Annotated in this window: 14 protein-coding genes; 12 read left to right on the top strand and 2 right to left on the bottom strand. The window is 28.0% G+C overall.

What is annotated here, in order from left to right; genetic code table 11:
* Positions 1 to 16: 16 nt before the first annotated feature.
* Entirely contained in the window at positions 17 to 1873 is a 1857-nt protein-coding gene (locus Y592_RS00210) for a transketolase (RefSeq protein WP_075665081.1), read from the bottom strand.
* 137 nt (positions 1874 to 2010) lie between these two features.
* On the opposite strand from Y592_RS00210, the gene Y592_RS00205 reads away from it, so the two are divergent.
* The 12 genes from Y592_RS00205 to Y592_RS00150 are packed head-to-tail and all read left to right on the top strand — an operon-like array spanning position 2011 to position 12866.
* Complete coding sequence (locus Y592_RS00205) at positions 2011 to 2469, top strand: flavin reductase family protein (RefSeq protein ID WP_075665080.1); 459 nt, start codon at positions 2011 to 2013, stop codon at positions 2467 to 2469.
* The gene (locus Y592_RS00200) at positions 2469 to 3077 is read left to right on the top strand and encodes a class I SAM-dependent methyltransferase (protein ID WP_075665079.1); all 609 of its coding nucleotides are present in this window, start codon (positions 2469 to 2471) and stop codon (positions 3075 to 3077) included. Before Y592_RS00205 ends, Y592_RS00200 begins: the two co-directional genes overlap by 1 nt.
* Positions 3007 to 3735, top strand: coding sequence for an ATP-binding cassette domain-containing protein (locus Y592_RS00195; protein WP_232218234.1), 729 nt, complete (start codon positions 3007 to 3009; stop codon positions 3733 to 3735). Before Y592_RS00200 ends, Y592_RS00195 begins: the two co-directional genes overlap by 71 nt.
* Entirely contained in the window at positions 3732 to 4925 is a 1194-nt protein-coding gene (locus Y592_RS00190) for a type II secretion system F family protein (RefSeq protein WP_088368808.1), read from the top strand. Before Y592_RS00195 ends, Y592_RS00190 begins: the two co-directional genes overlap by 4 nt.
* Position 4926: 1 nt before the next feature.
* Positions 4927 to 5283 (top strand): hypothetical protein, encoded by a 357-nt coding sequence (locus tag Y592_RS00185; RefSeq protein WP_075665077.1) that lies wholly within the window; start codon positions 4927 to 4929, stop codon positions 5281 to 5283.
* A 10-nt stretch (positions 5284 to 5293) separates the two neighbouring features.
* On the top strand, positions 5294 to 6238 hold the full coding sequence (locus Y592_RS00180; protein ID WP_143609902.1) for a hypothetical protein: 945 nt from the start codon (positions 5294 to 5296) through the stop codon (positions 6236 to 6238).
* On the top strand, positions 6216 to 6773 hold the full coding sequence (locus Y592_RS00175; RefSeq protein ID WP_075665075.1) for a hypothetical protein: 558 nt from the start codon (positions 6216 to 6218) through the stop codon (positions 6771 to 6773). Before Y592_RS00180 ends, Y592_RS00175 begins: the two co-directional genes overlap by 23 nt.
* Entirely contained in the window at positions 6770 to 7192 is a 423-nt protein-coding gene (locus tag Y592_RS00170) for a hypothetical protein (protein ID WP_075665074.1), read from the top strand. Before Y592_RS00175 ends, Y592_RS00170 begins: the two co-directional genes overlap by 4 nt.
* Complete coding sequence (locus tag Y592_RS00165; RefSeq protein WP_077286920.1) at positions 7185 to 7628, top strand: hypothetical protein; 444 nt, start codon at positions 7185 to 7187, stop codon at positions 7626 to 7628. The genes Y592_RS00170 and Y592_RS00165 overlap by 8 nt, the downstream gene beginning before the upstream one ends.
* A complete protein-coding gene (locus Y592_RS00160; RefSeq protein WP_075665073.1) occupies positions 7628 to 11545 on the top strand; it encodes a type II secretion system protein GspD in 3918 nt (1305 codons plus the stop codon). Before Y592_RS00165 ends, Y592_RS00160 begins: the two co-directional genes overlap by 1 nt.
* On the top strand, positions 11542 to 12333 hold the full coding sequence (amrB, locus tag Y592_RS00155; RefSeq protein ID WP_232218194.1) for an AmmeMemoRadiSam system protein B: 792 nt from the start codon (positions 11542 to 11544) through the stop codon (positions 12331 to 12333). The genes Y592_RS00160 and amrB overlap by 4 nt, the downstream gene beginning before the upstream one ends.
* The gene (locus Y592_RS00150; RefSeq protein ID WP_077286917.1) at positions 12327 to 12866 is read left to right on the top strand and encodes a ComEA family DNA-binding protein; all 540 of its coding nucleotides are present in this window, start codon (positions 12327 to 12329) and stop codon (positions 12864 to 12866) included. The genes amrB and Y592_RS00150 overlap by 7 nt, the downstream gene beginning before the upstream one ends.
* Here the strand turns inward: Y592_RS00150 and Y592_RS09160 are convergent.
* Positions 12863 to 13231, bottom strand: coding sequence for a hypothetical protein (locus tag Y592_RS09160; protein WP_075665071.1), 369 nt, complete (start codon positions 13229 to 13231; stop codon positions 12863 to 12865). The genes Y592_RS00150 and Y592_RS09160 overlap by 4 nt on opposite strands.
* Positions 13232 to 13806: the final 575 nt, after the last annotated feature.

Raw genomic sequence — 13806 nt, 5'->3', positions numbered from 1 at the left:
CATGGATGGGGAATTTTTAAATTAGGTTCTTAATTGTTTCTTTAATTTTTTGGCTGTCAAGTCCATAAATATCAAACAGGTATTTGCTATTACCAGAAACTGGGAATCTATCGATTCCAACTTTTACAAATTTTTCGGGGATAATCTTTAGATTAAATAATTTTGACTCCAATAAAGTACCAAGACCGTTATATATATTATGATCTTCAAAAACAACAACTTTTTTTCTTGCATATCTTGAAAGTATTTCTTCATCAAGATCATATGGGCATGAAACGTTTAGAAGTCCAACTTTTATTCCTTCTTTTTCTAATTCATCTACAGCTTTTAGAGCATGTGGTAATACTGATCCATATGTTATAACAACAATTTCTTCGCCATCTCTTATCACATCGATTTTTCCGTATTCAAATTCATAGTTTTCATCATAGAAGATAGAGCCGTCTGATTTTGTAATAGGTTCAATTTTACTTCTTCCCATTGCTACAACATAGTTACCATATTGGGTAGCAATATACCTAATCACCTTGTCTGTTTGATTTGGGTCTGCAGGAACGATCACTTTAAAGCCAAACCATGATAGTGGAGCAGAAATGTAATTTAGTGCGTGGTGGGTTTTTCCATCTTCTCCAACATCAATGCCACAGTGAGTTACCACAACTTTTAAATTTGTATTATTTATCGCGTTTAATCTGTGTTGATTAAAGGTTTCATCAATACCAAACACTCCAAAATCGGCAAAGAATGTTACGAATCCTTCTGCACTTAATGCCCCAGCAATTGCAGCAGCGTTATGTTCTTGAACGCCAATTTCGATTAGACTTTCCGGTTTGACTTGATCAAGTTTATCAAGTTTTACGGATGATTTTAGATCACAATCAATTGCAATTACATTATCGTTTAAAGTGGCAAGATCGGCAATTGCATTACCTAGGGCTGTTCTGTTATCGATTTTTTCTTTGTATATTATTGGTTTTCCAGTATTTATTGAAATTGGGTATTTTAAATAAATTTTTTTGTGTTCAGAAATATCTATTTTTTTTCTCATTTCAATGTATTTGTTGATATCAATAGATATTCCTAATTCTTTTAATGCTTTTTTATATTCATCGAGTGAAAGTGGTTTTCCATGATATTTTGGAGTATCTTCCATAAAGCTGACACCTTTACCGATAATAGTGTGTGCAATGATAACAGTTGGATTTTTATCATTTTTGGCTATTTTTAGTGCAGATAAAATCTGCTCAAAATCATGACCATCGATTTCTATAACATTCCATCCAGCAGCTTCATATTCTTCTTTAATATTTACGTACATAATATCTCTTGCTCTACCACTAATTTGTATATCGTTGTAATCAATAATAACTGTTAAATTATCAAGATTGTATTTTTTTGCGGTTCTTCTTGCTTCAGTAACTTGTCCTTTTGCACTTTCACCATCACTCATTAATACATAAACGTGATGTTGTTGCTTTTTTAATTTTGCTGCAAGTGCCATTCCAACTCCAGCGGATAAACCTTGGCCGAGATTTCCAGTAGTCCATTCAATACCAGGAATTCCGCGTGTAATGTGACCTTCAAATATACTTCCAGGATGTCTAAATCCTGATAACACATCATCTCTGTTTATAAAACCATATGCCGACAAAGTACTATAAACTGCTGGTGAAATATGTCCGTGACTGACTAATATCCTGTCACGATTTTCATTCCAAGGATCATTTGGAAAGATATTTGCAAAAGAATATAAAGTTACTAAAAGGTCAATTGATGACATCGAACCACCTGGATGTCCAGAACCTGCAACAGTTGTCATGGTTAGAATATCTGCTCTACATTGTTTTGAGATGTTTTTTAATTTTTTAATCAAAATAGGCCACCTCCTCGAATTTTGAACTTTTTCATATTAATTATATCATATAGCATAAGTTTATTGATTAGACAAATTTTGAGTAAAAAAATTTTATAAAAATTTACATATGATATAATACTTAAAGAGGTGAGATTATGGATATGGTAAAAAAGATCTATAATTCAACTGTTGTTGTTACAATGAGGTTGAATGACAAGATTAATGGTATTAGTGTTGCGTGGATAACTAGAGTTTCAATTAATCCAAAGTTAATTGCAATTTCTATTGGTAAAGAAAGGTTTAGTTATCTTTTGCTAAAAAGTTCCAGTTTTTTTGGTGTAAATATATTGAGTAAATTTCAAAAAGATTTAGCAATTCATTTTGGAAGTGTAAGTGGGAGAGATTATGACAAGTTTGAAGGAATTGATTATGAATTAAGTAAAAATGGTATTCCAATCTTAAGGGGAATCGTGGGTTATATTGAATGTGAAATAGTTCGTATTTATGATGCAGGGGATCATTCTATTTTTGTAGGAAAGGTAATTGATGAGAAATTATATAATAATGTGGAACCGTTATTGTATGGTGAACATAAAATATTGGAGGGATTTTAGTGTTTGAACATTATTATACAGAAAAGCCAACAAGTAAATTGAAAGTCAGAGAAATAGTTTTAACATTAAAGAATGGACATATCTATAAATTTAAATCTCCTAGTGGAGTTTATTCTTTTGGTAAAATTGATAAGGCTACAAAAATCTTGATTGAGAATGTTAATATAGATAGTGGAAAGGTTTTAGATTTAGGTTGTGGTTATGGAGTTATAGGTATTACTCTAAAAAAGGAAAATCCAAATATTGATTTGTATATGAGTGATATAAATGAACGAGCCGTTGAATTTGCAAAAATTAACGCTAAAAATAACAATGTGAATGCGGTTGTGAAGCAAGGTTATTTGTTTGAGGTGTGGCAGGGCGAAAAATTTGATCATATAATATCGAACCCGCCTATTGTTGCGGGAAAGAAAGTTTGGATGGAGCTAATTGAAAAGTCCAAAGAACATTTAAATTTAAATGGTACTTTACAATTAGTTGCGTACCATAATAAAGGTGGAAAAAGAATAAGAGAATATATGAGGAATATTTTTGGTAATGTTAAAGAATTATGTAAAGAGGGAGGTATTAGAGTTTATTATTCAGAAAAATATGAGAATGATTTTTGAAAAAGTCGAATATATTTACAATCAAAATACACCATTTGAGAAACATGTGTTAAAAGATATAAATTTTAGAATTAATGATGGAGAAACTGTTTTTATTCTTGGGAATACTGGAAGTGGTAAAACCACGCTTCTATATTTATTAGATTTTTTAATTAAACCTACTAGTGGTAAAATTTGGGTAGATGATTTTAGAGATCCTTATGAAAATCCATATGAATATAGAAAGAAGATAGGTTTTTCATTTCAATTTCCAGAAAGACAATTTTTTTCCGAAAAAGTTAGAGATGAGATATATTTTTCAATCAAAAATTTTGAGGTGGAGAATCCAAAAATGCGATTTAGAGAAGTTGTAAATTTTTTTGATTTGAATGAGTATTTGGATAGATCTCCATTCCAGTTATCAGGAGGAGAACAAAGAAGAATAGCCATAGCCTCTGCCGTTGCTCATAATCCAGATATTCTAATTTTAGATGAGCCGACAGTTGGACTAGATAGGAAAAATGAAAAAAAAATAATTCAGTATTTAAAAAAATGGAATGATGATGCTAGAAAGACTTTGGTTATTGTTACCCATGATTTTGAAAAATTTGTTGATTTTAAAGGAATAGTATATGAGTTAGATGATGGAATATTAAGAAAGAGAGGGGTTAAGCATTGAAATTTGTATATCTTGCGTATAACAAAGATATGAAGAAGATTAAAGGTGAGATTGAAGCTTCTAGTTTGCAGGAAGCGTTGGGAAGGCTAAAATCAAATGGGTTGATGATAGTAGATATCAAGGAGTCGAAAAAGAGAAAAGTATTAAAGAATATATTTGGGATTCCACTAAAAGATATAGTTTTTTTTACAAGGCAATTAGAAACTATGATAAAAGCGGGATTAAGATTGAGAGAAGCAATTTATATACTATCAAATCAAGAAATTTTTTCTAAAAGATTTAGAAATGTTCTTGTTAACGTAGTAAATGAATTAGACGTTGGTACATCATTAACAGAGGCGTTTAAAAAACAAGGGGTTTTTGATGAAGTGTTTATTAATATGTTAAAGGCTGGAGAAGAAGGAGGAGTACTTGAAGAAACTTTAGAGAAATTATCAAATTATTATGAAAATTTAAACAGGACTCAACAACAAGTAAAAACGGCAATGGTTTATCCAATTTTTATATTAAGTTTTGCTATAGTAGTGGTTTTGGTAATTAGTTTATTTATTTTACCAAAATTGTTTTCTGTTTTTGGTAACATTCCAACTTCTGGTTTAATTTCAACGCTTGTTAAGTTGAATAAATTATTAACTGAAAACGGATTTTTGGTTGGTTTCTTCTCAGTGTTGATATTTATTGGCATTTACGTGTTTTTCAAGACTGAATATGGAAAAATATTTAAGGAGTTTTTAGGAAATTTGTTTCCACCGATTAGAAAACTTAGGGAAAAGATTACGTATGAAAGATTTTCCAGAACCTTTGGGGTATTAGTTGGGAGCGGTGTTTCAATAATTGATTCGTTAGAAATGGCGGCAAAAGCATCTAATAACAGAAAATTTATTTCTAAAATAAAAAGTGTAGAAGAAAAGGTAAAAAGTGGTAGTTCATTAAAGCAGGCTCTAAAATCTGAAAAAGTGTTCCCACAAATAATTTATGAAATGATAGGTACAGGTGAGGAAACAGGTAAACTTGAGATTGTTATGGAAAAAGTTGCAGATTTTTTTGATGATCAAATACAACAAGATACTAAGAAACTTTTGTCTATGTTAGAACCTTTGATGATAGCCTTTGTGGGATTATTCATTGCTTTTTTAGCGTATACAATGTATTCGACTATTTTTCAAATGCAATCAACTTTTGGAGGATAATATGACTTATATTGAAGTTATAACTGTTCTGATTATAACTGTCATTATATTTTCCATTAGTGTTATATCTGTATTCAATTTAATGGATAAAGTTGTTTTAAATGAAGAATTGTTTAAAACAATTGTATATTGTGGTCTTTGGTCTTCAAATGCCGATTATATAAGGTATTCTAAAAATAAAGTATATATTCATTACACGTTTTTTGAGAAAGAAAATGTAGTTATAAAAAAAGAGGTGGATTTAGGAGATTATTTTAATAAACTTGATTTAACAATTATTCCACTGTATAGAGTTAGTGGAGGTACATTTGGAAATTTTAAAATTGAACCTATTGTTTTTGATATTTCAGGGGAATAGGAGGGAAAGTTTGTTAAGGGAAATTTTAGGCAAAAGGATTATTTCATTTGATTTTAGAAATGATAATGAAATTTTTTATGGAAGTCTTGAATATTTTTTTGGTAAAACTAGATTATCTTCTTTCAAAGAATGGGATTTAGATTTTCAACCCACTGTGGATGATATAATTGTTGTTAACATTCCATGGGATTATATTTTAAATTTGAAGATTCCTCTTCCCGCAGTAAAAAACAAAAAGGAAATTGACAAGTTATTACTATTAGAAATTACACAAAATTTGGGTATACAACCAGAGCAAATATATTACGATTATTTAATAACATCTAATAATATTGCAAATGTGTTTGTTGTAAAAAAAGAGGAACTTCAGAATTATTTTCAAAATCTTTATGCTAAAAAAATTCCAGAACCAGATATTCTATATCCAGATTTTTTCAAAGAATCTATTCTTTTGAGTAGATTTCCTGGATATAGTATGCAGTTGTTTATAAACAAAAAGTATTCAGGAATGTTAGTTTTTAATGATTCAGATTTAATTGAGGTAAGATACTCTGATTTAAGTTTAAAAAATTTTGACGAGGTTTTATTGGATGAGTTTGGTTATTCTATATACGAATTGGAATATATTGACGATGAAACATTAATCAAAGATGTTAAAGCCTTTTTGATGAATTTCTTTAGTGATTTTTTATCGTTGATTGAACGTGAAGTCTTTATTACTATAAATTCGATGGAAGAAAAAATAGGACTTGAAAATATACAAACTATTCAAATTGTAACTGATTCAAATATAATTAATGAGCTTTTAAAAGAACATTATGATGATTCTACTCTTTTATTAAATAGATTCTTTTTTCAAGATTTTATTCCATTAGTTAAACATTATAGATTTTTAGGGGTTTTAGGTCTTTTAAAAAGAGGGGGGATAAGTGTTGGAAAGATTAAACTTATATAAGACGAAGGAAAGAAGAATTTCAATAAAGAAATTTTTGATTTTTGTAATAATAGTCCTAATTCCGTTTTTTTCGGCGTTTTTTCTTTCGCAATTTTGGGTATATCAAAGTATTTCTAAAACTGTAGAAAGTTACCCTCTTGTTTTTAATAACATTACTTTTTTAGAACCACTTGAAATTCCTAAAATTGTTGAAAACGAAATTTTAAAATATGATTCAAAATTAAATATTATTGTGAACAAGATAACTTATTATAAAAATTACTTAAATAAGGTTTATTATTCCAAATATTTTTTACAAGAATTGTTGGATTTTTTCAAGAAAAAAAACGAGAGATTTTTTATAAAAAGTATAAATTTTTCTGATGGAAAATTTAAGATCTTATTTTACGAATTTTCAAATCAAAAAGATGATTTTAGTGAGGTTGTAAATAAACTTAATAATGTTTACAAAAATGTGGGGATATCTTTAAAAGATACAAAAACTTTATATAGTGATTTTAAAATGTTTGAATTTTATTTGGAGGGGGAACTATGAATATAAAACAAAAATATGCTAACTTGTTTTTTGGTATTTTAATAACCTTTTTAACATTTTTACTATTATTTAATGTGTTTGTTGTGAAATTAAATTTTTTAAAGAATTTTAAATATAACACAGAGATTTTAAACGAAAAAATTAAGCTTTACAATAAATTCAATATTAATTTCAAAAAGCTGGAGAGTATAGTAAAAAATGACGATAGAGAATTTTTGAACTTATTGGAAAATGGTTATATATCAAAGGAATTGGATGTCAAAGAATTTGAAAAAATTTTTTGTGAAATTGTGAATTCAAAAAGTGTACCAATTGAAATTTTAAAGGTAGATGTCAAAACTAATTTTCCTATTATTTTTGATAAAGATAAAAAAATAATGGTCAGTTTTCAAATGAAAGTAGGTGATATAATTGAATAAAAAATACATACTAATCTTAATTGGATTATTAATAGTGTTATTTATCTTTATGTTGATTTTTTCAAACAAAAAATTACCAAATTTATCTGATACGAAAAAATATATAGTTAGAGCAAAAAATGATTATGTTAATTTTAAAAATATAGAAAAGATTAATTATTTTGAGCCGTTTTATTTGGAAATTACTTTGGATAGCGAGCATTTAAAAAGTTATACAATTGTTGGTAATATAAGTTATTTGGGATATTATTTAGAAGATAATAAGTTTTATGCATACATTAAAAATTCGGATAAAGTCTTGAAAATTAAGCCGAAATCAATATTTTTAAATAAATATTATATTTTAAATGTAAGTAATAAAAATCTTGTAGTGCTTGATATTGACGATGGTAGTATTAAATTAATTGTTCCAAAGAAGATAGGGGGGAATGACTAATGAGGAAAAAATTTTTATCTTTGTTATTCATAATGATATTATTTAGTTTCTTGTTTTCGAAAATATTGAATATTGATTACTATTTTGTTGAAGATAAACTTCAGGTGGTTTTAGAACTTGACAATGAAGTTTTGCCTTCAAAAGTTAGATTCGGTTGGAATGATTCAAAAACGGTGTATTATTTATCAATTAATGGGGAATTTGTTCAAAGTTCCTTTTTACCTGTTTCGAAAGGTCCTTTAGAGGGAATACAATTATCACCATCTGAGAATTCTGCAGACATCTTTTTCTTTACGATTGTTCCAGTAAATTCTGATTGGTATGTTGTTGGAAATAAAATTATTGTTGATTTTCCAAGTAGTGTGAAAGATAGAAAATTTAGTTTTTCATTTTTAAATGCACCTTTAGATGTAGTTATAAGGGAGTTTTCAAAAGCTTTAGGAATAAATATTTCGTTGTATGAAGGAGTTAGAAATATAGAGGTTAACCTTGATGTAAAAGATGTTACAATTGAAAAGGCTTTGAGATTGTTATTTTTAAATAACCCAAAGGTTTGTTATGCATATGGACCAGATGGTACTTTATACTTAGGGTTGGAAGAAGAAATTAACAAGAATTTTGCAATGTATTGGCAGATCTACGATGGAGAAGTTAGTGCGGAAAAGATAAAATCGTTACTTGGATCAGGTACTTTTATGAGCTTCTTAAAGGATAAAAGTAAAGTATTTGTATATGGTGGTATTAGAGAACATAGGATAATTTCGGATGCAATTTCAGTAAGACCAAGCAAATCTTGGTACTATTATTCATACACAGTTAGTAAAAACACAGTTGAGGAATTTTTAAAAAATATTTCGTCTATATATGAATTTAAATATGTTGTTTTGGAGCCATTAAAGCAAGTAGCTATTTATGCAGATACAGAAATTTCAAACACAATTGGTTATTTAATTTCAACTTTAAGGGATAATGGGATTGTTGATTTTTATGATTATATTGATGTTAAGGTAAGGTATCCTCAAAGAATTGCATCGGTTCTTGATTCAATAAATATTCCATATAAAATGTTTGGTGAAGTAATAAAAGTTCCAAAAATTTTTAAAGGTTTAGTTGAAAAGATAAACAATGATAGGAGTATTGGAAATCCTTATAGGATGGTGATTGAAAGTATTAAGTTAGATACTGTTAAATCTGCAATTTCATATTTAGGTATTGGTGAAAATAATGCAAAGGTAACAGAGGTAAATGGCAAAATTTTTGTTACGTTATTTGTTACTGAAGAATTATATAAAAGATTTAATCAATTCATTGAAATTGCAGGTACAAAAACTGCAAGGTTGAAGCTTGATAGAAGTTTATTGAGTAAAGTAAAAGTTCTGAAAGAATTTGATGATGGTACTTACTTAATAGAAGGTAAGGAGAAGATAATTGAAAAATTAATGAGGATGACTCAAAATAAGAAAAGATACGTTCTTGAATTGACACCTTTTGATCCACCAAAAGAGTTATTTTTGTCTCTTATAGATGCAACGCCGGTGTATTATTCTGATAAGACTTTAATATACGATAACATAGATGATTCATTAATTGCTGAGATAGAAAAAATAAGGAAACAATTTGGAAATGAAATTGTCGAAATTGGTGTTATTGATGATAATTTTAAAAAGATATTGGAAGAGTTATTTGGTGTAACAGTTTATAGATTGAAAAATAAGGTATATATAAAGGGTGAGAAAGCAAAACAAGCTAAGGAGTTTTTTGATAAAAATAGTGTTTCATATAAAACAGAAAAAGTTAATGTAAAGATTGAAAATTTTGGAGAAGTACAATCCATAATAAAAGATTTGTACAATATTGAGACTAAATATTATCCGGAAAGTAAATTGTTGATTCTTAGAGGAACTGACGAAAATATAAAACAAGCAAAAAAATTCTTGGATAACTATAACAAAGGTAAAGTAATAAAATTTGTTGATTTACCTTATACAGATGGTATTAAATCTGTTGTTGAAAGTACATCATCAGTAAAAGTATTTGATTTGAACGGAAAAATATTGTTGGTTGGTGAAGAAAGAGAACTTCTTGAAGTTGAAGATTTATTAAATAGTATTGATGCCAAACAATCTATAATTGAAATTAATTCAAATGTTCAAAATATTGAAGAATTTGTTAAATTTAATTTTGAAGATAGGATAAAAATTCTGAATTTAAATGGGAAGATTTTGGCAAAAGGTACTCCAGAAGATTTGAAAAAACTTCAAGAAAGGCTCAGGGACTTTGACGAAAAAATTGTTAATGTGGAAGATGAAAAATTAAAAATAGATGTTAAAGACTATAATTTGAAAGATTTGATTGAAAGAGTTTTCAGAGCATATGGCAAAGATGTTGTATTTGAATCGGATATCGTTGGTAGTGTAACGTTGAAAGTTGAAGGTATAACTTTGAACAATTTTGAAGACTATTTGAAAAAATATGGAATTGATATTCGCAAAAATGGGAAAATAGTATATATTGAAAAAACTTCTAAAATATTAAATGTTAAAGATGGGAAGATTTCTATAAATGCAACTGATGTTTCGATTGCAGATATGGTTAGGGAAGTTTATCCTAAATTTGGTTATGCTGTAATCGTAGATTCAGTTGATGAAAAATTAAATTTAGTTTTGAACAAGTCGACTTTAGAAGATTTTGAAAAAATTTTAACGAAAAAAGTAGATATTACAAAAGAAGGAAGTATAGTGTATATTGAACCTAAAGATCAAGTGAAAGAAACTGAGATGAAAGATTTTATAACTTTTGGAAAAAACAAAAGATTTAGTATAAGTGCTGAGAATGTGCAACTTAGAGAAATTATCAAGCAAGTTGTTAAAGGATATGGTTTTTCTGCGGTTATTTCTAAAGATATCAATTCTACTGCTAATCTTTACGTCAATGAACTAGATTTTAAAGAGTTTGAAAAAATATTAAATCATTATAATATAGAGGTGAAACAAGAAGATGGTATTTATGTATTTGATTCGTTAACGACAGATTCAACAAAGACTGTAAATACTTTTGTATTTTCTGTTCCAAGAAATGTAGAAAAGATACAGGAACTTATAGGTTTTTATGGAGGAAATTCTTTTGTGGATTCTGCTGCAGGTGTGGTAATTGCAACGGGAATTGATGCTAAAATATCCGGAGAGATAAAAGGTTATATTGAAAAATATTTAAATTCTAAGCTAGCATTGATTGAAGTTAGAGTAGTAGATGAGGAATTAACAAATTCTCTAGACATAAATCTTGGAGAGATTACTTCCAATATTGGAACTTTATCAAAAAATGGATTTGATATAACACTTTCTTTGGGAGAAATGCCTTTAGAGAAAATTATAGATAAACTACTTTCAATTGGTTCGGCAAATGAACTTACTGTAAGATTGAATGGAAAAATGAATTTAACTGATAAAGATGCAAAGCTACTCGCTAGTCCCAATATTGTTGCCAAAAGCGGCGAAAAAGCAAGTATTTTAATTGGTGACAAAATTCCGATTGTTTTAAACGCTGGTGAGAATTCTCAAGAAATTAGGTATATAGAATCAGGTGTTACTTTGGAAATAATACCGTTTGTAAATGCGGATAATACAATTGATCTTGAATTAAATATAAAAGTAAGTAGTTTTGATTGGGATATAAAAAATCAATACGGACTTGCGTTACCGTTGGAAAGGACCAGGGAGTTTAATTCTAAAATTTCTTTGAAAGAGAATGAGACACTAATTATTGGTGGACTAACAAGGGAAGAAAATTCAAAAACGGAAAGTAAGATTCCAATTTTGGGGGATTTACCTATTATAGGAAAGTTTTTTAAAACAGAAAAAGATGACAAAGTAAAAAGAAACATAGTAATTTTAATATCGGCAAAGGTTGTGGAATGATGAAAAGGAAAATGGCTTTTGCTGATAAGTTTTATCCCAAAGATGTATATAAGTTAAAGAGTTTCTTTGACACTTATATTGATAAAGTATTCTTAGAAAAATCTAAAAAAAATTTTGGAATGATTCTACCACATGCTGGATATGTATATAGTGGTAAAACTGTTTTGTTAACATTGAAAGAAGCTTTAAGTTTTGGAAAACCAGAAAGGGTTATAATTTTTGGAACAAATCATACAGGTTTTGGTAAGGAGACTTTTTCCGTTTGGGAAAGAGGAAAGTGGGAAACACCGTTTGGTGATTTACAAATTGATGAGCTTTTTACAAAAAAATTATTAGAATATGAAAGAGTTAGTTCTGATTATTCTGTACATTTATATGAGCATTCAATTGAAGTTATTTTGCCTTTCTTGAAGTATTGTTATAATGATTTTAAGATAGTACCTATTGTGTATAATTATCAAAATTATAATTCTACACTCGAAATGGTTGAATTTTTAAGGAGTCTTAATTTAGAAAAGACATTGATTATTGCATCGTCTGATTTTAATCATTATGATTCGCACAAAAAAACGTTGGAAAAAGATGAACTATTAATTAATGAGATATTAAAACGTAATACAACTGAATTTTTCAAATTAGGTCAAGAAGTATCTGCGTGTGGAATAGGTCCTATTTCGGTTGTGGTGGAATATTTTCAAAATGTGAAGTTAGTTTATCATACAACAAGTGCTGAATTTTCAGGAGATTACAATTTTACTGTGGGGTATGCAGGTTTTGTATTATGGTAAAAGGAAAGTATTTCAAGGAATTTGTTATATTATTTTTAATTTTTTTGGTGTTAACGACTGCGGTTTTTCAAAAGAAAGAAATAGTTCATGAAAAACAAAAAAGAATTTACTCTGAACAGATAATTGATATTAATACTGCTACATATGATCAGCTTTTGGCTTTACCAGGAATAGGGCCAACAAAAGCAAAGAATATAATCGATTATAGAGAAAAAAACGGAATGTTTTATGCCATTGATGATTTGCTAAATGTTTCAGGAATAGGTCCATCAACTTTGAAAAAAATGAAGCCTTTTTTAAGATTGTCCAAAGTTAAAAATGTAGCCAAAGAAAAAGTTGAAGATAAGATAAATATTAACACTGCTTCAATAGATGAGTTAATGAAACTTCCTGGAATTGGTAAGGTAAAAGCAAGAGAAATAATAAATTACAGAAACAAAAACGGACTATTTAGCTCGAAAGATGAACTATTAAATGTTAAAGGTATAGGACCAAAAACACTGGAGAAAATTGAATCAATGATTTCATTTTAATATTTAGAAAAGAAGATAATAGGAATGAGTAAAAGTAGAGATAGAAGTTGAAAGAAATTATAAGTAGTTATTAAAGAAGCTCCAATCAAGATTAGAGATAGTATATAAATTGATATAAAAAATCGAAAGTTTATATCTCTAAAGATTAGAGAAATTAAGAATATAACAGAAATTAAATCCAATATAAAACTTGTAAAAAATCTTGTATATAGCTTTTCAAATGAAGGTATAATTTGCCCACCTGGTATTCTTTCAGGAATGCGTAATATCCAAGTATATTTTACTATACCCTTTCCGTACAAGGTAAGGATTGACATGCTAAGTATCAAACAAAGAATACTTAAAATAATAAAAATTTTTTTCATAGTATCCCTCCCATTTATTTAGATTATGTTTAATTTAATTTCGTTTTCGTTTGAAATGTTAATTTAATGAACCTGTTCAAAAAATAAGGAGATATAAAACAAAGCAGATAATATCTATCTGCTGCAAAATATTTACACTTTTCACAAAATTATTCAAGCATTGGTTTTAAGAGTTTACCTTCATCTGTATATGCTAAAGAAGCATTTATGTTTGATACTATTGTTTTATCTTTGATTATTCCAGCAAGTATTTCTATTTTTACGTGATTTTTTGCTTTCCTTAATTGTTGTCTTTTTTTATATGTTTTATATGAAAGCTAAAACGTGTTTGAGTATTTAATACTTTGAAGCTATACCAAAGAGACGTGTGAGAGGGTATTTTATTCTTTATATTTTGTAATAATGCTTTCAAAAGAACTTGTAAAAAAAGAGAAAACAAATCATGGGTTCTGGGTATTTTCGTGGTTTATCTTTCTTTTTAGAATATTGCAAAATAAATTTGTAAAATCCTTTGTTGAATTTATAACTTCGTCTAATTCCTGTTTTCTTCTTTGCTTTGTCTTTTGTTTTCCATT

Origin of the sequence: Thermosipho sp. 1070 (assembly GCF_001682135.1) — a bacterium.
In the GTDB taxonomy this organism is placed as follows: domain Bacteria; phylum Thermotogota; class Thermotogae; order Thermotogales; family Fervidobacteriaceae; genus Thermosipho; species Thermosipho affectus.
This window is presented reverse-complemented; position numbering and strand designations above follow the sequence as displayed.